This is a genomic window from Pararobbsia alpina, from assembly GCF_965118125.1.
In the GTDB taxonomy this organism is placed as follows: Bacteria; Pseudomonadota; Gammaproteobacteria; order Burkholderiales; family Burkholderiaceae; genus Pararobbsia; species Pararobbsia alpina_A.
This window is the reverse complement of sequence record NZ_OZ221287.1, coordinates 1,189,218-1,212,121: the sequence shown is the minus strand read 5'-3', so window position 1 is coordinate 1,212,121 and position 22,904 is coordinate 1,189,218. Positions and strand designations below refer to the sequence as shown.

Sequence of the window (22,904 nt, the reverse complement as noted above, 5' to 3'; positions counted from 1 at the left end):
CCCATGCGTTTGTTCCATTTTCACCGTGAAGGACGCCCGCACGATCGCGAACGCGAGACGCGCAACGGCGCCGCTATACGCAAGCTCGAGCACTTCGTGCTCGCGCCCAGGAGCTGGGTGCCCAACAACGCGCGCCTGCCCGTCATGCTTTATCACCAGGCACTCCCTGAACGCGACGATCTCGGCACAACGTTCGATGCCCTGTTCGAAGCGAACGGGTGGCCCGTGCAATGGCACGACTCGGTGTTCGACTATCACCACTACCACTCGACCGCGCACGAAGTCCTGGGCGTGATCTCGGGCGAGGCCGAAATCATTCTCGGCGGGCCGAATGGCCGCGTCATCTACGTACATCCGGGTGATGTCCTTGTGCTGCCTGCAGGCACCGGTCATTGCCGCCTGTCGTCGACGCCCGCGTTTCGCGTCGTCGGCGCCTACCCGCCCGGTCAGAAGTTCGATATCCGCCGCGAAGCGCCGACCGAAGCCGATCTCGTCGCCATCGCGCGCCTGCCGTTCCCCGATAGCGATCCGGTGACCGGACAAGTCGGCGAGCTCACGAAGCTGTGGACTCGCCCGAGTTAGCCCACCGATGCAGCTGCGGACGAAGCTGATGACGAAGCTGCCGGTGAAGCGCTAGCGACTGTTCAAAACACGCCGGGGATCACGCGGTAACGCACCGATGCTTTGTACTGCACGTACTGCGGATCCTCGGACAGCAGCCCTTCCTCTTTGACGATACGGCCCGCTTGCAACGAGAACTGTATGCCGTAGACCAACAGATTCTGCACGCCGAAGTTGCTGAGCAGAAAGCCGAGGTCCGACAACAGATAACCCAGATACATCGGATGCCGGATAAACCGGTACGCGCCGCGCGACACCACGCCCCGGTTCGCTGGGAGGATCCCGAACGAGCGGCGCAGCGACAGCTTCGCAAACATCTGCCACGCAATACCGGTGATCTGCAACGCCGCACCAACGAACTCAGGAATCACCCTGACACCCGGTACAAGCTGCACGGCGAGAAAGTAGTACGTGCCACCGACCGAGAGCACCATCGCCAGCGCATGCCAGTCGCGCTTGCGCGGCACGCGCGCAACGAGCGACAGGCCCACAGTCAGGCATTCCGCCACGACAATCAACAGCAGCGTGATGCGCGACGGGTCGGCGCGCCAGTGAAGCCATGCACTGTAGCCAAACACGGCCAGCAAGCCCGCCGTCGAGGCGCGAACCATGACTTCAAGCGCAAGACGCGACAACGTCAACGGGGACTCGGCGGCGCGCGGCTCATTGATATTGGCGTTGATATCGACATCGCCGTTGATATTGCCAATGCCATTACCAGGGCCCGCACTATGGGACGAACCGGTGATGACCGGTGTCAGGGACGACGTATCGAACATACCCACCTCTACTCAAAATCCCTTCACGGAGACGCATTCAACTTCTTCAACGCACTGAGCTTCTTGAATGCACTCAAACTCTTCAAAGCAATCGACGCCCCTACTTGGTAATCCGCAAAATCTGCGAAGCAATCTGCGAGAAACACGGTTTCAGATCAGCCGTCGTTGCCGCATAGCAGTAGACACCGACGGGTTCGCTCGGCTTATAGCAATCGGAATCCGCCGTGTTCGCCATGCACTTGAGCACGTTCGCACCCGGTTCGTTATCCGGCCCGGTTGCCTGCGTCAGATACGGCCCATAGCCCAGCGTAAAGACGTACGTGCCCTCGAGGCGCGCTTGCTCAGCCATCCCTTCGAGCAGGTTGCGTGATGCACGATTGACGTTCGCTTGCGTCGGCGTACCGTTCGGCACAGCGCGCGGCGACGTCACTGGCCAGATCGGCAGTGTCTGATCGGTCGCGTTGTGCGCGTTGTACCAGCGCGGCATGGCCGTCACGACATTCGACACCGTGTTGCTGTAGCACCCCGACATCTGCGTCTGCTGCGCATTGATCGTATAGAGGCCGCTCGCAATCGAGCCCCAGTTGCCCGAGGTGTCCGGGCTGCTGACCGTGCCCGCCGTCTTGCCGCACGCAGTGTTGACCGCCGGAAACAGGCCCGAAAAACTATTCGGCGCGCCATCGGAGAAGAACACGATCACACGCAGGCTCGACGGCTGCGTGATCACCGTATCGAGCTGATTGCGCGCATTCCACATCGCCTCGACCGAATTCGTGCTGCCCGAGAAGCTATAAGCATTGATGTCCTTTGTCATCGTCGTGCGGTCGAAGCCGCGCGTATTGCCGTTGAACGGCACATCGACAATGGTCCCGTAGGCGAAGTGCATCAAAGCAACGCGGTCGTTCGTAACATCGAAGTTGCTCAGGAAATTGACGGCACTGGAACGGACCGCCGCCGGTACGCCGGACGAATTCAGCGAGCCCGTCGTGTCGATCACGAAGGACATGTCGAGATCCTTGCGAACCGCTTCAGAGGACGTGCTGACATTCAGGATCTTGAAGCCGAACATCTGCATGAACGTCGGCGCAACGGAAGCCGTTGCCGCAATATCGATCGTGACGGTGCCGTTGTTGAAGACGATCGACGGATTCGACAGTGACGCCGTCGAGCCGAGAAACCCTGTCGGGTAGTTCGCCGCAAAGAACGCCGTCGCAGCCTGCGTGGCATTCGCGACCTGCTGCGATTGCGTGTTGCCGCGCGTGACGGCCTGGCCCGCCGCGATCGCCGCTCCATCGGCCGCCGCATCGAGACGCGTGCGGATCATATAGCCCATGCCCGAATCGATCGCGAGGCCCAGCACGCCGAGCAATGCCATCAGCGACACCACCACAATGATGCTGACCGATCCCCGCTGCCTTTGTATGGATGTCTTTTTCATGGCTTCCCCGATCGCCGTCCTGGTCTCAATCTTGGTCTTGGTATGCGTCAGAAAACCGTCATCGCATACAAATTCGACGACAGTGAAGGCGTCGTGACCCCTCTTCCGAGGGCCATCGGCGCAATCAGCTGCGGCTGCGAATAGAAGGCTTCGACGACGTAGGCAATCTGCCCGTCCGACAACTGCCCCTTGAGCGTCTGAACAGCCGGTGAATTGGTACCCGCGCTCGGAATGCCATTGCAGGCACCGGAGCCGTCCGTGGCCCAACTCGTCCCGCCGCCACCGCAATTCCACAGGCCGCTCGACGGGTGATATCCGCCGTTGTTCCAGCGCCATTGCCCGATCACGATGCCCGTGCAGTTGTTGCCGTTCGCATCGCAGTTGTTATTGCCCATGATCTCGGTGATATAGATCATGCCGTTCGACGTCATGTTGAGCGGCGGCGTGGTCGCGGTCAGCGAGTTCATGATCGTCTGCATCGGAAACACCGTCGATGCGCGCGACGCGAGGTTCGCACCTTCGCGGCTCACGTTGATCAGAATCATCTGCGCCTGGATATTGCGCGCGACGTCATAGATCGGCAGCGACAGCCCGAGCAGCAACGGCGTCAGCAGCGCAAGCTCGACGCTGACAACGCCCGACGAGCGGCGCCGCGGTGAACCCGCAAGACGCCGGGCACGTTGCAAGGAAGCGAGTGAAGTGATGGGTGCGCGCATATCAGAACCCCTCGTTGCGCATCGTCGCCGCGACGCTGAAGCTGTACGTCCCGTTCGCGAACAACGGCTTGATAAACGGTGTCAGCAACGGCCACGTACAGTTCAACTGCAGCACGACGATATCGCCGGGGTTGCCGAACATGCTCGTGGAGTACGACCCCGATGACGCGTAGTTCTGCGTCGCGCCATTGACCGTGATGACGTACGACGGAGAGACCATGTTGTAGAGCCCCATCGAGCTGTTCTTGATCTCCTGCACGATGGCGAGATAACGCTGTTGACTCGCCGTGTTCGGATCGAGATTGCTCTGCCCCGTCACCGCGTAGCGCGCACCTTCGCGCACCGCGTATTGCATCGTGAGATTGACCCAGAACAACACACCGAAGTCGACGATCACGAACAGCATGAACAGCAACACCGGCGCGATCAGCGCGAACTCGACAGCGCTCGTGCCGCGCATGCGACTGCGCAGAGTTCTGCGTGGCCTGGCCGGCTTGATCGTGCGTTTCATGGCGCTCTCCCCAATTCAGCGTCCGCGCTCATCGCCGCGTTGACGATGCCGTCCGACGACGTACCGCCCCGTGCGTTCGTATTGCGTTGCGACCGCAGCGGCCAGACAAGGGCGTCGAGCACGGTGGCCGGCTCCCGTCCATCGTCGAGCCCCGTGACCGGCCATTCGTTTGCTTCAGGCAGGCGCATCGTGCCGCCGAGCCAATCCCAGAGCGGAAGGAACTGCGTAAAGTTTTTGTCGAAATACGCCGCGTCACGCGCGTGATGAAGCCGGTGATATTGCGGGCTATTCACCCACGCGCCGAAACGCCCAAGCTCTACACGCAGGTTCAAGTGCGCGAAGTAGTTGACGAGCAGGAACGGCAAGCCGACGACACCGAGAATCCAGAGATCTACCTTGAACAGGATTGCCGCAACCGGATAGAGGCAGCACACCTTGATCACCGCGTCGAGCCAGTGATGACGCAACGTTACCGTCACGTTGAACGTGCTCGCACTGTGATGCAGCGAGTGCAGGCGCCAGAGAAACGGTACGGTGTGTTGCAGCCGGTGGTACGCATATTCGAGCAGATCGATCGTGACGAACATCACGACGACCGACAACACGGCCCACGCGCCGTGCGACGGCAATTCGATCAGGCCACCGCCACAGGTCTGCACGATGGCCATGGCAATGACAGTCGTCAGCGGGCGCACCACGTGGTCGACCACGCTCGCGGCAACCGAATACGCGAGGCCCCATCGCGTCGCCTGGCGAGATGGGTTCGCATCGAGACGATGCGTGCGTTCGACCAGTGCGCCGACAGTCAGCATCACGATCACAACAGCGTACGTCGACAACCAGCTCTGGAGATGGTCGGCGAACGATGCGGCAAGACCCGATGCAAACATGGACACGCTCCTTGGTTCGTTGATTGCGTTGCGATCAGTGACTCGGTTGCTCAGCGATTCGGTTGCTCAGCGACTCAATGACTCGGTAACTCAGTGACTCGGTAGCTCGGTGACTCAGTTGCTCAGCGACGTGACGACCGGAAACAGCTGACGCACGATCTGAATCGCCGCCGGCCCGATCAGCACGGCGATCAGCGTCGGAAAGATGCAGAACATCAGCGGGAACAACAACTTCAAGGCGATCTTTGCGGCCTTCTCTTCGGCGCGCAGCCGGCGCTTGGTACGCAGGTTGTCGATAAACACGCGCAGCGAGTCGCCCACGCTCGTGCCGAAGCGATCTGCCTGGATCAGCATTGCGGCGAGCGTGTCGATGTCTTCCACGCCCGTGCGCAGCGAGAGATTACGCAACGCTTTTTCGCGACCGGCACCGGCGCGCAACTCGAGCAGCACCAGCTCGAACTCTTCCTTGAGCGCCGTGCTGCGCACGCCCAGTTCTTCAGTCACGCGCAACATCGCCGCGTCGAGCCCCAGCCCGGCCTCGACGCAGACCGTCATCAGATCGAGTGCATCGGGCAAGTCTTCGAACAGCGCACGCTGACGCGTCTCGATCATCCGGGCAAGCACGACGTTGGGCAGATAGAAACCCAGCGCCGACGACGACAGCAGCAGAAACAAGAGGTAGATGCGATGCGCCGCGTCGATGCTCGACCCCACGGCAATCAGCGCCACAGTCGGCAACACGAGTGCGAGCACGGACTTGGCCGCAAAGAAATACGCAGGCGCTGACGGCTGACGCAGCCCGGCGTTCATAAAGCGCCGGCGCAAGGCCGAATGATCGAGATCGTCTTTCGGCAGCGAGAGCTTGCCCACACGTTCGGACACGCGTGTCATCCGTTCGAGCCACGGACTGTCAGCGTTGCGCTCGATACCGTCCGTCGTTCTCGCCGGCGAAATGCCTTCGATGCGGCGACGCAGCGGATCCGGCCGCAACAGCGTCATCGCCTTGAGCGACGCGCAAAACACGACCACGAACATCAAGGCCAGCATCGCGATTTGTTGGGTATTCATGATGTCCCCGAGTGTCCGTGGGTCCGAAAATCCGAAAGTCCGATGATCCGTATTTTCGCTGGTCCAAAAGTGCGAATGTCTAAGTTTCCGAGTTGCCAGGCTTCTGAATGTCCAGCTTGTGGTCCACCCACCGTCGTTCAGACGTGAATACGAATGATCTTGCGCATCCACACCACGCCGAAGGCCATCGACACCATCCCGCCGAGCGCAATGGCCTGTCCCGTCGGATCATCGAAAAACACATCGGTGAAGTGAGGATTGATCAGCGAGAGCACGCCCACCACGACGAACGGCAACAAACCGAGAATCCACGCGGACAAGCGGCCCTCGGCCGAGAGCACGCGGATCTTGCCGAGCAGCTTGAGCCGCTCGCGGATGATCAAGCTGATGTTGCCGAGGATCTCGGCAAGGTTGCCGCCGGCCTCACGCTGGATCAGCACGGCAATCACGAAGTAACGCAGGTCGTCGACCGGCACGCGGCTGACCATATTGAGCAGCGCGTCGTTCATCGACACGCCATAGCTGATCTCGTCGTAAGCGAGACGGAATTCGCCACCCAGCGGATTGGGCAGTTCGTCGGCCACCATGCCGATCGACTCAGGGAACGCGTGCCCTGCCCGCAGTGCGCGCGCGATCAGGTCGGCCGCTTCAGGCAGCTGACGCTCGAGATGCAGAATGCGTTTGGCGCGGCGACGCCGCACATAGAGCATCGGCAATGCGCCAGCGACGATCACCACCGCAGTCGCCACGAAGCCCGGCAGATGCAGCGAAAACGCGATCAGCCAGCCGATCCCTGCAGCGAACGCCATCGAGCTGACGAGCCGCCCGACCGACCAACCCACACCGGACTGCAACAGATGCCGGTCGACCGCATTGACACGCGGCATCATCGCGAGCACTTGCGTGAGCCACGGCGAATTGCTGAGCATGCGGCCCTTGAGGATCGACAATTGCTCGGCGCTGACCGAGCCGCTCGCGCTCATCGCGCGCACGCGTTCTTCGACGCGCTTCGTCGCGCGGCCGTGCTTGTTGTTCCAAAGCAGGTAGAGCGCCTCGAGCATCAGCACAACAGCGAGAAAACCCAACACCGCGAAACACAGAAAGGTCGTATCCATGGCGGGCTCCCTCAGACCTCGTGACGTTGCGCGGGGTCGAACACCTGGTCGGGCAGCGCCACGCCAAACGCCGTCAGCCGGTCGCAGAACTTGGGCCGTACACCCGTTGCGCAGAAGTGCCCCTTGACCGCGCCGTCTTCACCGAGCCCGGTTCGCTTGAACGTGAAGATCTCCTGCATATTGATGATGTCGCCTTCCATGCCGGTGATCTCTTGCACGCTCATGATCTTGCGGCGACCATCCGTCAGCCGTGACGCCTGAATCACCACCGTGATCGCCGATGCGATCTGGTGGCGCATCGCCTTGATCGGCATCGACAGGCCGGCCATGCCGACCATGTTTTCGAGCCGCGCGAGCGCGTCGCGCGGCGTGTTCGCGTGCAGCGTCGCGAGCGAGCCTTCATGGCCCGTGTTCATCGCGTGCAGCATGTCGAGCGCTTCGGCGCCGCGCACTTCGCCGAGGATGATGCGATCGGGGCGCATCCGCAGCGCATTGCGCACCAGTGAGCGCTGCGAGATTTCGCCGTTACCTTCGATATTGGGTGGGCGCGTTTCGAGCCGCAGCACGTGCTCCTGGCGCATCTGGAGTTCGGCCGCATCTTCGATCGTGACGATGCGCTCATCGCCCGGGATAAAGCCCGACAGCAGATTGAGCAGCGTCGTCTTGCCGCTGCCCGTGCCACCCGACACGAGCACATTGAGCTTGGCCTTGATCAGCGCCTCGAAGAACTGCGCCATCACCGGCGTAAAGCTCTCATTGGCGACCATATCGGTCACCGTCAGCGGATTCACCGCAAAGCGCCGGATCGACACCAACGGACCATCGATCGCCGACGGCGGGATGATCGCGTTGACGCGTGAACCATCGGGGAGACGTGCATCGACCATCGGCGTCGATTCATCGATGCGGCGACCCACGCGAGACACGATGCGCTCGATGATCTTCATCAGGTGCGCGTCGTCGTAGAACGTCACGTCGGTGTGCTCGAGCTTGCCGCGCCGCTCGACGTACACGTGTTGCGACGTGTTGACGAGAATGTCGGAGATCGTCGGGTCCTTCAGCAGCGGTTCGAGCGGGCCGAGGCCGATCATTTCGTCCTGCACGTCCTGAACGAGTCGACGACGTTCGGCCTCGTTCATCGGCACGCTCTCTTCATCGAGAATGCGCTCGACGAGCTGGGCAAGTTCGCGGCGCACTTGCTCGGGCGACAGTCGTTGCAGCTTGTCGAGTTCGACGCGATCGATAATCGACTGATGGACCGTCATCTTGAGCTTCTGATAAGCGCGGCGGGCATGACGTTCTTCCGCGCTGATCGTGGGCGTCGAAGACAGCGGGACGACAACGGCCGATACCGAGGCGCCCGATGTGTTTGCGTCGGTCGTACGCTTCAACGGCGTCGCTACGTCAGCCGCCGCCGCTTCGCTTCTGAAAAGTCTTTCGCGCAATGACATGGTCGTCTCCGCCGCTGCTTAATATCGTGATGGATGCTCAGTGTTCGGTCTTCATCTGCGGCGCCGCGCCCGTCTTGTTCGCAAAGATGCGGCGCAGGATGCTCTGCGCGTTCGCGACCGGCGCGGGGAACACTGACTCGACGAGCTTTTCGATGCCTTGTGCGAGTGCACTGGTCTTCGCGACGTCACGCAGTGCCACGCCCTGGTTCAGCGCGGCCGCCACGCTCTTGTCGTCACGCGGCAACGAATGCACGGCGCGTACGCCGAGCGTTTCTTCGATCATGGCCACGCTGACCTGCGCACTCTTGTCGTACTGGTTGGCGATGACACGTACCTTGCCCGTGGCATAACCGAGTGCACCGAAGAGGTCGAGCATGCGACGCGCCGTATGCAGATACAGCACGTTCTGGCGCACCACCATGCAGATCGCATCGCTCTGATCGAGCGCCTGGATCGACAGCGGGCTGACGCTTTGCCCGATATCGACCACGACGGCGTCGTAACGCGTACGCACGAGTTCGAGAATCCGTTCGAGGTGCGCGGCACGCAGCTCGCCGGCTTTGACCGGATCGCCCGCGCCCGCGAGCACATCGAGCATCGGATTCACGTGCATCACACACGCATCGAAGAACGCCGGATCGAGCCGGTCGATCTGCGCACTCAAATCGAACAAGGTGGCCGACGGCAGCTTGTCGGCGATATAGAGACCGGCATCAGCGAACTGCTGATTGAGGTCGATCAGCAGCACGCGTTTGTCGCGCAGCTGCGTCAGCGTGTGCGCGAAGTTGACCGCGACAAACGTCGTGCCGCTACCGCCCTTGCACGAGGTGAACGAAACCACGCGGCCCGCGCGCCGCGTGCTCGACGCCTTGCGACCGGCAACATGCGCGAGCTCTTCAGCGAACTCGGCCTTGTCGAGCGGCCAGCTCAGCATATGGCGCACACCTGCTCGCATTGCACCCATCAACAAATCGTTGGACTGCGACGCCGTGATCAACATGCAATTCAGGCGCGGATGGTGCGAGATCGCATCCTCGATGCCCGCGAGGTCGCTGGCATCGAGCCGCGTATCGTCGACGATCAACAGATCGGCATGGCGGATATCGTCCGCATGCGAGCGCAATTGCTTCGCGGCGCCGGCAACGGTGCGCAGCTCATGCGAGATGCCGCTCTCCGAGATCAACGCAGCAATGCGCTTCGCGTGATCGTCGGTCGATGAAATCAGAAGAATGTTGATCATGTTGGTCTCCGCATCGCTACGTCGCGTATCCGCTCAATTCGATCCCGATGAACCGACTCCGACCGTGAAGAGGTTCACGTGCGGCGGCGGCGCGTCGAAGGACTTGCCGTAGTTCTCGATCGCATAACCCGCGGCTTCACCGTCGAGGCCCACGACCGGGTTGTCATTCATCGACGCATCCGGGTTCGCCGTCTGCATCGTGCGCATCGCCGTCACGGCGTTGCCGAAGTTCGCATCCCATTGCGGCGTTGACGTCAGGCAACCACCGAGCGAGAGCAGCGTGGCCAGGCCCGTCACACACAGCATCGAGCGAATCAGTACGCGGATCGTTTTCATCTCAGTCTCCTTGTGTGCGCGTGCCATCGACAATCGGCGATCGACCGTCGGCGGCGCGCGACGCAGGTATCAGCTTCAGGTTGGGATCAGGCTCGTTTCACTTCTGATTCGACGCGAGCACCGGAGTGGCGGTCGACTGCATCTCGCCCGGCATCGGGACAACGCGCGGCGGCAAGGCCGTCGACGGACCCAGAACAGACTCCGAGGTCGACGGCATGTCGTCCGGCGTCGGCACGATCCGCGGCGGCGGCAGGGTTGTCGCAGAACCCGAGACCGCCGCCTGCGTCGCGGGGGAAGCGGACGCGTTCGGAGAGGCCGGTGCTTTGGGGGAAGCAGGCTGGTTGGAGGACGCCGGCGCGGTAGGCGCGGCCGGTACAGCAGGTGCAGCAGGCATGCCGGCAGGCGGCACAACGCGCTTCGTGCCTTCCATATTTCCCGTGGCGAGCACGTTGGCTTCGTTGACGTCGCCGAAGCTGTCGGTCGGCATCGGATAGTTCGGCGGCAGCGGCCGCGCGATGCGCGGTGTCACGACGAACACGAGTTCCGTCTTGTCCGACTGGAAGTTGTTGCTGCGGAACAGCGCGCCGAGCACGGGCAGTTCGCCTGCGCCGGGCAGTGCCTTGAGCGTGCCCGTCACGTTGTTCTTGATGAGCCCGCCAATCGCAAAGCTCTGACCGTCGTACAGCTGGATCGTCGTCGATGCACGGCGCGTGGTGATCAACGGCAGGATCGACATACCGTCGACCGTGCCCGTGGTCACCGCAACACCGGTCGGCGACAGTTCAGAGACTTCCGGCGCGACCTTGAGATTGATACGGCCGCCTTCGAGCACCGTCGGCGTGAACGTGAGTCCGACACCAAAGGTCTCTTCCTGCAGGATGATCGTCTGACCCGAGCCGACATTCGTTTGCGGCACCGGGATAAACACCTTGCCGCCCGCCAGGAAGCTCGCTTCCTGGCCGCTGATCGCCATCAGGTTCGGTTCAGCGAGGATCTTGACGAGCTGATCGCCCTTCTGCGCATCGATATTGACGGACAGGGGCCGGTTGTTCGCCTTGGACGCGCCGATCGCGGCCATGCCGCCCGATACGAAATCGGCCAGCAGCCCGAAGCTCCACGAGCCGATCGAGCCCTGCAGGTTCGTTTGCACGCCGAGCTGGTCGATCAGCGTCTTCGAGACTTCCGCGACCTTGACCTCGAGCATGACCTGCTGAGGTGCCGCAACGCGCAGCATATTGATCAGGTGCTCGTTCTTGACCGCACCCGACGGTCCTGACGATACCTGCGAGAACGACACCTGCATCGACGTCACGCCTTGCGGTGCGTTGGATCCGCCCGCCGCGACCGGCGAGTTCGGCCGTTGCGCGAAGGCGCGTGCGAGTTGCAGGACACGTTCAAGCTTGGCCGAGTCGGCAACCGAGCCCGTCAACACGAGGTTGTCCGCCGCAGCGCGGACATGGATGTCCTTTTCTTCGGGCATCAGCACGTTGAGCGCGTTTTGCAGGCCGGCGGGGTCAGCACCGACGTTGACGTCGATGATGCTGCACGAGCCGCTGCGACCTTGCACGATCATGTTCGTCGTGCCGACATCGAGTCCGAGCAGATACAGCGTCTGCTGCGAGACGAGCATCGCCTGAAGAATCATCGGATTGCCGACCGTGCGTGCACGGACAGGCTCGGGCACGTTGACGAGCGCCGACTTGCCCACCGGCACGTCGACCGCCTGGTGATCCGCGATTGCGCCGATGCAGTTCGGGCCCTTGGCCGCTGCCGGTGCCTGTGCTGCGTTCGGGGCGCCCGCGCCGTTGCCGTTATGCGCGCCGCCGTTGGCGGCCAGCGTGAACGTCGCACCCGAGGGGATCGGCATCGGCTGGCCATTCGCGTTTGCCGCTGCCACCACTTCAGCGTTCGCAATCGACAGCGTCGACAGCAGCACGCCGATCAGGCCGCATGCCGCGGCTTGCGCAATGCGCGTCCGGGTCGGCGCTGCCGCACTGCGTTCACGCCGCGAAGGCGCGCGTTGGCTCGTTCTGACGTTCATGTCTTCACCCCGTATGGATGCTGCTCTGGCGATGCGCTCGTGCAGGTTGGTGGCGTTCTAGCGCTTCGCCGTGCTATTGGTCGTTGTTGCTGTTGGTCGTTGTGTCTGTGCTGCTTTATGGGTGCTGCTAGCTCTCTGCCGATGTCTCTTTGCTGCTACGTTGGCGTCGCTCTGCGCGCGCCGCTGTATCTGTGCCTCTTCCCATCACGCTTCACGCGTACCGCGATGTCTTGGTTCGCGGTTGCGTCGTCGTGGCAACGTCGTGTTTCAGTTCCGTGCGCCCGACGATCCCTTTCGCTTAGAAGCACTCTTTCTTCGTATCCGGGCCGTTGATCACATCGATGCAGTTCGACGGTGCGCGGGCCGCGACGTGTTGCACGACCTTGACGACCTTCGGTGCCGGGATCGCAGCGACCGGTGCCGGTGCAACAGGCAGCTTGAGCAAGGTGTCTTTTGTCGCACCGGCCGTGGCCGTCGCTTGCGGATCGACCTGATTGCGCAAGACGAGCGAGAGCGTGCCGATGCTGCGTGCCAAGTCGATTTTCTCGGCCTGGTCGGGCGTGACTTCGAGCGTGACCGCGTCGACCACCTTCGGCTTCGTTTCATCGCGGCCGACTTCCTGGGCGACGGCGAGCACGAGGATCTTCTCGAGCACGATCTTTGAAATGTTCTGGTCCTTGTCGCGTTGCGCGACCTGCGCGGCATCTTTCTGCGTGTTGACGATGATGTCGACGTAGTTGCCGGGCAGCGCGAAGCCCGCAACACCGATCACGTCGTTCACACGCACCGTGATCGCACGCTTGCCTTCGCCGATCACCGCGGACAAGCCGCCGAGCGTGCCGATCGGCGAGAGCTTGGCTTCGACGACCGGCTCACCGGTAAGGAGGGTTTCCTTGAGCACGCGGCCATCGACTTTCTGCACTTCGTTGAACGACCCAGGCGGCACGCTGTTCGACGGCCAGTCGACCACCTTGAGATAAGTCTGGGAGACGCGTTGTCCGAGATTGATATCCGACGATGCAACGACAACCTTCGTCGTCGAGCTCGAGGCCTGCGAGATCATCCAGCGCGAGCCGAACATCACCGCGGCCAGCCCGGCGGCTGTGGCAATCAACAGCATGAATATGGCCCGTGCGTTTTTCATCTTGGTCCCCTGCTCGATCGATCGATTTATGCGTTTGCGAAGAGCACGAAGACCGTGCCCAACGCAATCGCAACCCCGTATGGCAGCGTGCCCACTGCATTGGCCGCGACCTTCTGTTGTGCGTTGTGTTGTTGTGTGTCCTGCTCTGCTGCGTGCTGCTCTGCTGCGTGCGGCGTCATCAGAATCGATGCCGCGCCATGCAGCCCCCGGCGTGTTTCGCGCTTCGCCACCATCACGCCCAGTGACCAGACCCCGCCGATCACCGCGGTTGCGAGCACGATTTCAAATGCCCCCTGCGCCCCACAAAGCGCCCCGACCACCCCCATCAGCTTCACGTCCCCCGCACCCAGGAGCCGCAGCATGTAGCCCGGCAACATCAGTGCACCGCCGACGAGACAGCCGCCGAGCGCAAACGCCAGACCTTCAAGCGGACCGTGCACGAACCACTGAACGGGCAGCGCCATCGCAAGTCCGGCCACGACGAGCCAGTTCGGGATGCGACGCGCATGCAGATCCCACACCGACGCCAACGCGATCACCACGAGCACGCAGGGGCCAACAGGGAAAGGGATGCCGTTCATGAGTGACTCCGTTTGATCAGCGCTCAGTCAGCGTTTTTGTCAGCGTTCGGATCGTGGGTCGTAAGTCCTGCGTCCTGGTTCGTAAGAAGCGAATCGCGTGTGATGGGCTTTGCGCGAGACCCTCGACTTCCCTGCCTCCGCTTCCGAGGGCGGAGGCAGGGAAGCGGTCGGGTCTGCGCTCAGCTCAATTCGCGATCGTTTCGCGAGCCGTTCGCTCAGGCCGCCGCAGCCGGCGTGGCGCTCACCAGCCGGCCCGCGACCGCGTTGAACATCGCGGCCAGATCGGTACCGACCAGCCCTACGGCCGTGATGATTGCGCAGGCAAGCAGCCCTGCGAGCAGGCCGTATTCGATTGCCGCAACACCGTCTTCTTGCTTGAGGAACTGCTGAATAGTCGTCTTCATGCTTGGCCCCGTAAGGTATGGGTTGGTCTTTATTTGCGTCAGGGCACTCCGAGTGACCCTGCTACGCGATCCGCCTTTCGGCGGTGATCGACAACGCTGTCATGCAGTCCGGCTTGTGGAAGCGGATGGCCCGACCTTGCCCTGGGACATCCGCACCACTTTGTTTTGGTACTGCACTTGGCCCCGCCGCTCTCCCCGTAACCGCATTGGTTTTGCCCCGACCGCGATCACGAAGCTGGTTGTTGCCGTTCGTCCGGGTTTCGGTCGGACAGCAACGAATTCGCTGTGACCGACCTATTGCAACGGCTATGCCATGAGGGCCAAAAGCCTTGCCTGACAAGGCGCTGACTTTTTCGATCGCCGATTTGAATGGTGCAAAGCGGTATCACTGTTGCATCGCCGTTACACCCAGTTACACCTGTAACGACTCGATTTTTTGACATCGCGCGCAACAAAAAACTATGAAAACGCCTTCAAGAATCCATGCAAAATATCGTCTAAGCCGCATGCCGTATGGCTGACGGTCGAAATTTCCGAATCTTCATAGGAAAATGATCTGCGACGTTTTGGAACATTGGCCGATGTGTCGCAGAAGTGAGAATGGCGCAAACCCTTCAAATCGCCTGTCGCCCCGTGTGGCATGCCGATCAGCGATGCGGGATGCGCATTCATTTGTCTGATATTTACGCTGTGTGTGGAAAGTAACGATTACCTAGGGGCTACCCGAGGTTTTATTTGAAAAGCTTGTCTCCAGTTACACTTTTGATTAATGTGCATTTACATGCACCGTAGAGAGTGCAATGTTCAAAGCATTTCTTTGAATCCTTGTTTGTAAAGGGACCGTAACAAACGCTGAAACCGAAGACCGTCATGTGAAACGTGATAACCCGCTCACAAAAGACGATGTCTCGAATGCGTTTAAAACGCGAAGCTCGATGAGGCCAACGTTGTGCCTCGCGCGTACGGTGTTTTTTCCCCCGAAGACAGATCCAAGCGCTCAATTGAAGAGGCGCGAGCCGCGAGGGCCCACCTCGGAAGCGTGGACTCGTTGCATGGCTCACTACTATTGACGCCACAGCTGGATGCTGCCCGGCGGCTTGCAAGGAGCCGCGGGTGGCGGGAGTGATCGGGGTATTTATGACCAAAACCGACAATACGCAAGACACGGTGCGAACCGTGCTCTGGGTTTCAGCCGACAAGGATGTGCGGCAGGCCGAAGGCTTGACCGAAGCCGGCTGGCGCGTCGTGCACGCGAGCACGACCGCGACCGCCGAGCGGACACTGGCCGACCGCGACATTCGCGTGGGGCTCGTCGAAGTGTCGCAGGACTGCACCTCGCAGGACCTCGCTGCGCTTGCGGCCCATATGACGCGGTCCGAAACCGTCTGGATCGCGATGATCTCGTCGGGTCAGATCGACGATGAGCTGGTGAGCCGTTTCATCCTCGACTACTGCTTCGACTTCGTGACCAAGCCCTGCCCTGTGGAGCGCCTGAGCTTCGCGCTGGGTCATGCGCACGGTCTGTCGCGTCTCAAACGCGCGACAGTGACGCCCGATGCATCGCTCGGACGGCACGCAATGATTGGTCAATGTGACGCGATGCAGCAGCTGTATCGCCGCATCGATCGTTGCGCGACGAACGATGCGTCCGTGTTTATCGCGGGCGAATCGGGGACCGGCAAGGAACTCACTGCGCGGGCCGTGCACGATCGCTCCAAGCGCGTGGGTCAGCCGTTCGTCGCGATCAATTGCGCGGCCATTCCCCCTTCCTTGCTGCAGGCCGAATTGTTCGGTCATGAGAAAGGCGCCTTCACCGGCGCGCTTCAACGCAAGGTCGGCCGTATCGAATCCGCACATGGCGGCACGTTGTTTCTCGACGAGATCGGCGACTTGCCCCATGAATGCCAGGCTGTGCTCTTGCGCTTCCTGCAGGAAGGCACGATCGAGCGGCTCGGCGGCAATGAATCGATCAAGGTCGATGTGCGCGTGATCTCCGCGACACACGTCGATCTCGATGACGGCGTGACGCAGGGGAAATTCCGGGCGGACTTGTATCACCGGCTCTGCGTGTTGCGACTGACCGAACCGCCGTTGCGCGACCGCGGCAGCGACATCAAGCTGCTCGCCGATCACGCGCTGCGCATGTACAAGCAGGATGGCCACCGCAAGATTCGCGGGTTTTCGGCTGACGCTTCGGTCGCGATGATGAACTACGCGTGGCCCGGCAATGTGCGTGAGCTGATCAATCGCGTGCGGCGCGCGGTGGTTATGGCCGAAGATCGCGTGCTGACAGCGGATGATCTCGGGCTGACTGCGGGGTTTGAAACGCATATCGAGACCCTGGCTGAGATTCGTAGCCGGGCCGAACGTGCGGCCGTTGCGGATGCGCTCAAACGCAACGCGTACAACCTTACGGATGCCGCCGCCGAACTCGGTGTGTCGCGCGCGACGCTTTATCGGCTGATCGCGGCCAACGGGCTTCAGTCGGAAATCAACAGCGTGCCGCAGCATAGAGAGGCTGCGGTCAAGGTTTGATGGTGGCTTTGGCTTGAGCCCCAACCTCCTTTCGAAATGATTGCAGCCGGTCGCTTCCGGGGGAGCGGCTGGTTGTGATCAGTCTTTCTCCCTCTCCCGTCCGCTCTGAATCCATTCGCCTCGAGCCCGCGTATCTGGGATATCGACGGAGCTGACACGCGCGCGTCGCAACAGTTTTGAAACTGAAGCGCACAATGCGGGTCAGCGATGTCGATCGTCGACTCACGGACTCCTGAGCCGTTTGTGCGCAGGACATCCAACTCAATGCGGCCCTGCGGCCGCGTATTCACCAGGAGATGCAAGATGAATTCGAAACTCACCCGTCAGGCTCTGGTTGCTGCTGCACTCGCTGGAATTTCCGTCGCCGGCATGGGCGTGGCTCAAGCAGCGGATACGGAAGCATGCTTTGGCATCGCCAAGGCCGGCCAGAACGACTGCGCGAGCAAGACGGGCGTGCACGGTTGTGCCGGCCAGTCGAAGGTCGACAACGACAAGAGCGATTTCAAGAACGTACCGAAGGGCACGTGCGAAAAGATGGGCGGCAAGCTGGGGGCTTGAGGTCGGCCGTCTCCTCAATCTTTAATGAGGTTCCGATGCCCTCGAACTCCGATCGTGCACGAGCGCCTTCCGGCGTCGGCATCGGACTCCGTCATTCGCACTATCGCGAGTTTCTATCAGCCGTGCCTGCGACCGACTGGGTCGAAGTGCATAGCGAGAATTACTTTGGTGATGGCGGATACGACCTGCACGTGCTCGAGACCGTGCGGCGCGATCTGCCGGTGAGCCTGCATGGTGTGGGCCTGGGTTTGGGTTCTCCGACGCCGATCGATCCCATGCATCTCGACAAGCTGGCTCGTCTCGCGACGCGTATCGAGCCAGCGGTCGTATCGGAACATCTGTGCTGGGGCGCTGTACCCGATGGTCATCTCAACGATCTTTTGCCGATGCCCCTGACCGACGGCGCGCTCGACTGGCTCGAGGCCCGCGTGAACACTCTGCAGGACCGACTCAAGAGACCGATTCTCCTTGAAAATGTATCGACATATGTTCGCTTTCGGGATGATCAGTATGGCGAGACCGCTTTTCTCGCTGAGCTGGCGAAGCGCACCGGCTGCGGTGTGCTGCTCGATGTGAACAATCTGTTCGTCAACGAATGCAACCATGGTGAGAACGCAATCGCGGCCATGGAGGCGATGCCGCGCGAGTATGTCGGCGAGATCCACCTCGCCGGACATCGTGTGACTGAGGTCGCGGTGATCGACGATCATGGCTCACGGGTCGCGCCTGCTGTTTGGGATCTCTACGAACATGCGGTTCGCCGGTTTGGCGCGGTACCGACGTTGATCGAGTGGGACACCGACGTACCTTCTCTTGATGTGTTGCTCGATGAAGCGCGGCTCGCGAAGAGCAGGCGCGAACGTGCGATGCTCGCTGCGCTCGAGCAGGTTGGCCGTGCGGAGGTGAGTCATGTCGGGGCGGAGTGATGCGTTGCCTGCCTTGCCTGAGTTGGCTGCATTGCCTGGCTCGCCCGAGTTTGCCGCGTCGTCCGCGTTGGCTGCGTCGCCTGAGTTAGCTGCGTCTACCGCGCCGTCCGCGTTGCAAATCGAGTTTGCGGCAGCGTTGCTCGATTCGTCGCGCACGTCGGCGTTGATGGAGAAGCTTGCGCGAGCAGACGACGGACTACACCGCACGCCAGAAGCGAGCCCTTATCACGACTTGACGGCTGACTCGTGCAACCGCGCCGACGAATCCGTGATGGATCCATCGCTTTCGAAACTGATCGATCGCGTCGGCCTCTATCGCGGCAACGTCCACGCGCATCGCCGGGCAGCATTGGCCAACGCCTACCCGGTCTTGTTGTCGCTGGTCGGCGATGCGTATTTCGACGCACTCTCTCGTGCATATGGTCTCGCGCATCCGTCGCAAAGCGGTGACCTCAATCGGTTCGGCGATGCGCTACCGGCGTTTATCGCGACTTACGAGAGCGACACAAAATATACGTACTTCGCCGATATGGCACGGCTCGAATGGGCCGCGCATCAAGCGCACTATGCGCAGGACGTGAAGCCCTTCACGACGGAGGAGTGGGCGCGCGTGGGCGGCGGTTTGCTTGACGAGCGCGTAGCAATCCATCCCGCGTGCTGCGCGATCGAATCGCCATTTGCGATCGGTGACATCTGGCGCGCCCATCAGCCCGGCGGCATCTTTCCAGCATCAATCGCCGCACCCTCGTATGCGCTCGTCGTGCGTCCCGCATGGCGTGCGACCGTGCTGAACCAGTCGGAAGCCGCGCATTGCGCCTTTGTGGCTCTTCAAGGCGGCCGCACGTTGAATGAAGCGCTTGATATTGCGTTCGCTGTCGATGAGTCGTTCGACTTCTCCAGGCAATGGAGCGTGTGGACTCAGGCGCTGGTAGTTGTGGGTGTGCGAAAGAAGGTCGTATCGACATTGCCTATAGCTACACCAGAACGGAGTTCGCGCACCTGACCTAACCGGTCGACGAAACGACACTTGAGTCCTTCTTCTTGCGTCTGATCAGCGAGCGTGTGAGGAAAGCGTAAATTGGCTCCTCGAATGAACGATGAATGAGCAACGCAATGGCGATAGCGATGATAACAAACGCCGCTCTGAGCGCTTCTCCGCCGACTGCAGTGGCAGCCACAAACTGAAGATGCAAAAAGAGAGTACCGACCAGACCAAGAGTCAATGCGTGGGTCATGTAAAGCGCATATGATGCGTCACCCAGCGTGACAAGAGGTTTGGAGGCAATTACTGTCGATGAGGATCGGTCGTTATTTCGATCGCGGTTTGCAATAAAAAATATGAATGCGAGCGATCCGGGCAATCCAACAAAATCGAGCCAACTTGCGGATGTGATTCCCGCGACTCGATATGCAATCAGAATCGGGGCAATATAACCCACAATCAATGGAAGCGCGACTCCGATCCGAATATTTCGTTCTTTCGTGAGAATGAATATTCTCGCCACGAGCGCACCGCAAAGGTACTCGGGCAATCTAGCGATCGGAGAAAAAATCAAAAAGTCTTCGCCCAACGTTCGGCTTCCAATCACCTTCAACGCAGCATAAAACAACACCAAGAACACCAACCATTGGGTGCAGCGTCGAATATTAATCGATTGGATGAGTGGAAGAGCGAACGGCGATATCACGTAGAAGAGCATTTCGCACGATAGGCTCCAACTTACCCCGTTCCAGCTTTGGCGGATCTCAGGAGTGTTATATGCCCACGACTGGAGCAAGAGAGCCGAGAGCACGATTGAAGACCGGGGTCCCGCATAACCAGCAAGCGAAGCACCGATTAGCTTAAAAGCGACAAGCGCAGCGACGAGCGTCAATATGGCGAGTGGATAAATTCTAGAAAAGCGCCGCACAATAAATTCAAACGGCTTCCGTGGAACGGCATTCCAACTCCACTGCATGACAAAACCAGAAAGACAAAAGAAAAACGGCACCGCAAGGAAACCTAGCTCGGCAACAAAGGCTGTGACTCGGAAATGTGGCCACGCGGGGAGTGAATGATCAATGGCCACGATTAAGGCTGCAATTCCTCGGGCCCCTGTCAGTCCAGGCAGTATCTTTTGACGCATTTGGCTTCGTCCTTTGCGGGACCAAAATTTTACCCCATTCGGAATGCCGACCTCGCGGTGTCAGCGAAACGCGCATCGTCAGCACCTGAACGCCTTCCCGAATCGGAGGAATCGTATCCCCTTCGGCACGCCTATGCGGAAATACGGATTTGACACAGTGGGCGCGGCGTATCGAATCGACGCTCGAAGAACATAACCTGGGCTGCCACTTCGGTGTGTTCGGCGTGAAGCTACATCCCGGCCTGATGTCATACGCGCCACATTCGGCGGCAACTTGGGGCTGGCGCGATGGATGTACGGGCCAGCCTTAACGCCGGGTCGCGATACGACGTGACTGCTTGCCCACTTTTCTACTGGGGAGATGGGTTCGAGCGCGGCGGGCGCCGCACCAACATCCGTCGCGTTTGCGTGCGACGCGACATTGCGATATGTCGGCAATTGCGAGTCAGGGCGCATTGGCGACTCCCGCCAGTACTCGCGCGCCCAAAAGTTCAAGCACTCGCGGCGCTAGCCGGGTGAGATGAACTCGCCGACGCCCCTACCGCTTGCACGCTCGTCAACGTCGGGCTTGCGGCGGGCGCATACTCCTCGACCCACTTGCGCAAATCGCGGCGCACCTCATCGTCGGAAGGAATCCGATGCTGCATCAGCCACGGCAGCAGCTCCTCGAGCAAGCCAGGTGACGCTTCCCGGGCGCGTGCAACACGCAGCTTCGCGTGGTGTGTCGGGCGCGTCGTCTCTTCGTCGGCCAGCAACTCCTCATAGAGCTTTTCGCCCGGACGAAGGCCCGAATAGACGATCTTGATCTGGTCGTCACGGAAGCCATAAAGACGAATCAGGTCGCGCGCCAGATCCGCGATGCGGACCGGCTGCCCCATGTCGAGCAGAAAAATCTCGCCGCCCTCGCCCATGCTCGAAGCCTGCAGCACAAGCTGAGCGGCCTCGGGAATCGTCATGAAGAAACGCGTGATTTCCGGGTGCGTGACCGTCACGGGGCCACCGCGCGCAATCTGCTGCTGGAACTTCGGGATCACACTGCCTGCGCTACCAAGCACGTTACCGAACCGCACGGTTTCGAAGCGCGTGTGCTCGCTGGTCTGCTGGAGCGCCTGCAGCGCCATCTCGGCCAGGCGCTTCGACGCGCCCATGACGTTCGTCGGATTGACGGCCTTGTCCGTCGAGATCATCACGAAACTCGGCACTTTGAAGCGCATCGCGGCCCGGGCAACGCGATAGGTGCCGAGCACGTTGTTGCGAATCGCTTGCCATGCGTTGACCTCTTCCATCAACGGCACGTGCTTGTAGGCGGCCGCGTGATAAACAATATGCGGGGCGTAGCGCTGGAACGTCTGATCGAGCAGCAGCGAGTCCTTGACGTCCCCGATCACCGGCACCACGCCGATATTCGGAAATTTTTCGTGCAGCTCTTCGACGAGCTTGTAAATCGCGTACTCGGAAATTTCGTAGGCGATCAGCTGTGCCGGGTTAAACCGCAGAATCTGGCGGCACAGCTCCGAACCGATCGACCCGCCAGCGCCCGTGACCATGACGATGCGGCCACGCAGCAGATGCTCGACGTGCGGCGTGTCGATCGTCACGGCATCGCGGCCAAGCAGGTCTTCGAGATCGATCTGGCGCACGCGGGTCAGAAACGGCTGGCCTTGCGTGAGCGGTGTGAGCGCTGGCAGCACCATCGACTTGACCCCAGCGCGCACGCATAGGGTGGCAACCCGTCTGTGCGATTCGACGGTGGCTCCTGGCATTGCGATGATCACGTTTTCAATCTTGCGGGCTTCCGCGATCTTCTTCAGGTCCTGGATCCGGCCCAGCACTTTGTAGCCGTGAATCTCACGGCCCTGCTTGGCTGCATCGTCGTCAAGCAAGCCAACGAGTCGCCATTCGGGCGAGCGGCGCAATTCGCGCGCAAGGCTCGCGCCTTCGTCGCCGGCACCGATGACGAGAACCGGCTTGCCTTGGGCTACGAGGCCGCCGTATCGGTAGAACTCCTTGGTGGCGCGGTACATGCCCCGTGCGCCGCCCATCACAAGGAACAACAGTATCGGGCCAACGATCAGCACCGAACGAGGAATGGCAGGAAACGGCTGAAGCATCGCAGAGACGACCGTGGCGACGATCGCACCGGCCAGTACCGCCTTCGCGATGCGCATCAGATCCGGCAGGCTGGCAAACACCCACATGCCTCGGTACAGGCCGAACACGCGGAACATGATCGCGTAGAGCGGCGTGATCCAGAGCGCGGCATGCAAGCCACCGTGCAGGAATATGTCGGGAGGCAAACCGTTGAAGCGAATGCAATAGGCCGCCACCCAGGTCAGAAATACGGCGGCGATGTCGAAGCCAAACGCCGCGAATGAGAGCACCCGCGCGTTGAAACAGATTTGTTTGAGAGTAGGCATAGTCAGG

The 22,904-nt window shown here is 61.0% G+C and carries 21 protein-coding genes; 5 read left to right on the top strand and 16 right to left on the bottom strand.

The annotated features are described in order from the left end of the window. Positions 1 to 3: 3 nt before the first annotated feature. Positions 4 to 582, top strand: a complete 579-nt coding sequence (locus tag ACMFWR_RS05210; RefSeq protein ID WP_413193950.1) for a cupin domain-containing protein — start codon at positions 4 to 6, stop codon at positions 580 to 582. A 62-nt stretch (positions 583 to 644) separates the two neighbouring features. On the opposite strand, the gene ACMFWR_RS05205 is transcribed toward ACMFWR_RS05210, so the two are convergent. The 14 genes from ACMFWR_RS05205 to ACMFWR_RS05140 all read right to left on the bottom strand — a co-directional run bounded on the left by ACMFWR_RS05205 (position 645) and on the right by ACMFWR_RS05140 (position 14,335). After that, positions 645 to 1,400: a methyltransferase family protein gene (locus ACMFWR_RS05205; RefSeq protein WP_413193949.1), complete on the bottom strand. Its 756-nt coding sequence runs from the start codon at positions 1,398 to 1,400 to the stop codon at positions 645 to 647. A 100-nt stretch (positions 1,401 to 1,500) separates the two neighbouring features. Further along, positions 1,501 to 2,838 (bottom strand): vWA domain-containing protein, encoded by a 1,338-nt coding sequence (locus ACMFWR_RS05200; RefSeq protein ID WP_413193948.1) that lies wholly within the window; start codon positions 2,836 to 2,838, stop codon positions 1,501 to 1,503. Positions 2,839 to 2,885: 47 nt separating this feature from the next. Beyond that, positions 2,886 to 3,554 (bottom strand): TadE/TadG family type IV pilus assembly protein, encoded by a 669-nt coding sequence (locus tag ACMFWR_RS05195; protein WP_413193947.1) that lies wholly within the window; start codon positions 3,552 to 3,554, stop codon positions 2,886 to 2,888. A gap of 1 nt (position 3,555) precedes the next feature. Beyond that, entirely contained in the window at positions 3,556 to 4,065 is a 510-nt protein-coding gene (locus ACMFWR_RS05190) for a TadE/TadG family type IV pilus assembly protein (RefSeq protein ID WP_413193946.1), read from the bottom strand. Next, entirely contained in the window at positions 4,062 to 4,955 is an 894-nt protein-coding gene (locus ACMFWR_RS05185) for a sterol desaturase family protein (RefSeq protein ID WP_413193945.1), read from the bottom strand. The genes ACMFWR_RS05190 and ACMFWR_RS05185 overlap by 4 nt, the downstream gene beginning before the upstream one ends. 114 nt (positions 4,956 to 5,069) lie before the next feature. Then, the gene (locus ACMFWR_RS05180; protein WP_413193944.1) at positions 5,070 to 6,023 is read right to left on the bottom strand and encodes a type II secretion system F family protein; all 954 of its coding nucleotides are present in this window, start codon (positions 6,021 to 6,023) and stop codon (positions 5,070 to 5,072) included. A gap of 137 nt (positions 6,024 to 6,160) precedes the next feature. After that, a complete protein-coding gene (locus tag ACMFWR_RS05175) occupies positions 6,161 to 7,138 on the bottom strand; it encodes a type II secretion system F family protein (protein ID WP_413193943.1) in 978 nt (325 codons plus the stop codon). Between the two features lie 11 nt (positions 7,139 to 7,149). Beyond that, positions 7,150 to 8,589 (bottom strand): ATPase, T2SS/T4P/T4SS family, encoded by a 1,440-nt coding sequence (locus tag ACMFWR_RS05170; protein ID WP_413193942.1) that lies wholly within the window; start codon positions 8,587 to 8,589, stop codon positions 7,150 to 7,152. Between the two features lie 37 nt (positions 8,590 to 8,626). After that, entirely contained in the window at positions 8,627 to 9,829 is a 1,203-nt protein-coding gene (locus tag ACMFWR_RS05165; RefSeq protein ID WP_413193941.1) for an AAA family ATPase, read from the bottom strand. Positions 9,830 to 9,862: 33 nt separating this feature from the next. Then, positions 9,863 to 10,165 (bottom strand): hypothetical protein, encoded by a 303-nt coding sequence (locus tag ACMFWR_RS05160; RefSeq protein WP_413193940.1) that lies wholly within the window; start codon positions 10,163 to 10,165, stop codon positions 9,863 to 9,865. Between the two features lie 97 nt (positions 10,166 to 10,262). After that, on the bottom strand, positions 10,263 to 12,206 hold the full coding sequence (locus tag ACMFWR_RS05155; RefSeq protein ID WP_413193939.1) for a pilus assembly protein N-terminal domain-containing protein: 1,944 nt from the start codon (positions 12,204 to 12,206) through the stop codon (positions 10,263 to 10,265). A gap of 298 nt (positions 12,207 to 12,504) precedes the next feature. After that, positions 12,505 to 13,350, bottom strand: coding sequence for a Flp pilus assembly protein CpaB (gene cpaB / locus ACMFWR_RS05150; RefSeq protein ID WP_413193938.1), 846 nt, complete (start codon positions 13,348 to 13,350; stop codon positions 12,505 to 12,507). A 26-nt stretch (positions 13,351 to 13,376) separates the two neighbouring features. Next, positions 13,377 to 13,931, bottom strand: coding sequence for a prepilin peptidase (locus ACMFWR_RS05145; RefSeq protein WP_413193937.1), 555 nt, complete (start codon positions 13,929 to 13,931; stop codon positions 13,377 to 13,379). Between the two features lie 215 nt (positions 13,932 to 14,146). After that, complete coding sequence (locus ACMFWR_RS05140) at positions 14,147 to 14,335, bottom strand: Flp family type IVb pilin (RefSeq protein WP_413193936.1); 189 nt, start codon at positions 14,333 to 14,335, stop codon at positions 14,147 to 14,149. A 1,137-nt stretch (positions 14,336 to 15,472) separates the two neighbouring features. Between ACMFWR_RS05140 and ACMFWR_RS05135 the strand changes: the two genes are divergently transcribed. From ACMFWR_RS05135 to ACMFWR_RS05120, 4 genes are all read left to right on the top strand, one after another. Further along, positions 15,473 to 16,870, top strand: a complete 1,398-nt coding sequence (locus ACMFWR_RS05135) for a sigma-54-dependent transcriptional regulator (RefSeq protein WP_413193935.1) — start codon at positions 15,473 to 15,475, stop codon at positions 16,868 to 16,870. A 303-nt stretch (positions 16,871 to 17,173) separates the two neighbouring features. Then, positions 17,174 to 17,428 carry a DUF2282 domain-containing protein gene (locus tag ACMFWR_RS05130; protein ID WP_413193934.1) on the top strand — a complete coding sequence of 85 codons (255 nt, stop codon included), beginning with the start codon at positions 17,174 to 17,176 and terminating at the stop codon, positions 17,426 to 17,428. Between the two features lie 35 nt (positions 17,429 to 17,463). Continuing rightward, positions 17,464 to 18,354: a DUF692 domain-containing protein gene (locus tag ACMFWR_RS05125; protein WP_413193933.1), complete on the top strand. Its 891-nt coding sequence runs from the start codon at positions 17,464 to 17,466 to the stop codon at positions 18,352 to 18,354. Further along, the gene (locus ACMFWR_RS05120) at positions 18,338 to 19,357 is read left to right on the top strand and encodes a putative DNA-binding domain-containing protein (RefSeq protein WP_413193932.1); all 1,020 of its coding nucleotides are present in this window, start codon (positions 18,338 to 18,340) and stop codon (positions 19,355 to 19,357) included. Before ACMFWR_RS05125 ends, ACMFWR_RS05120 begins: the two co-directional genes overlap by 17 nt. A gap of 1 nt (position 19,358) precedes the next feature. Here the strand turns inward: ACMFWR_RS05120 and ACMFWR_RS05115 are convergent, their stop codons facing one another. Together ACMFWR_RS05115 and ACMFWR_RS05110 are read right to left on the bottom strand one after the other, a co-directional pair. Then, entirely contained in the window at positions 19,359 to 20,480 is a 1,122-nt protein-coding gene (locus ACMFWR_RS05115; RefSeq protein ID WP_413193931.1) for an acyltransferase family protein, read from the bottom strand. Positions 20,481 to 20,971: 491 nt separating this feature from the next. Beyond that, the gene (locus ACMFWR_RS05110) at positions 20,972 to 22,897 is read right to left on the bottom strand and encodes a polysaccharide biosynthesis protein (RefSeq protein WP_413193930.1); all 1,926 of its coding nucleotides are present in this window, start codon (positions 22,895 to 22,897) and stop codon (positions 20,972 to 20,974) included. Positions 22,898 to 22,904 lie beyond the last annotated feature (7 nt).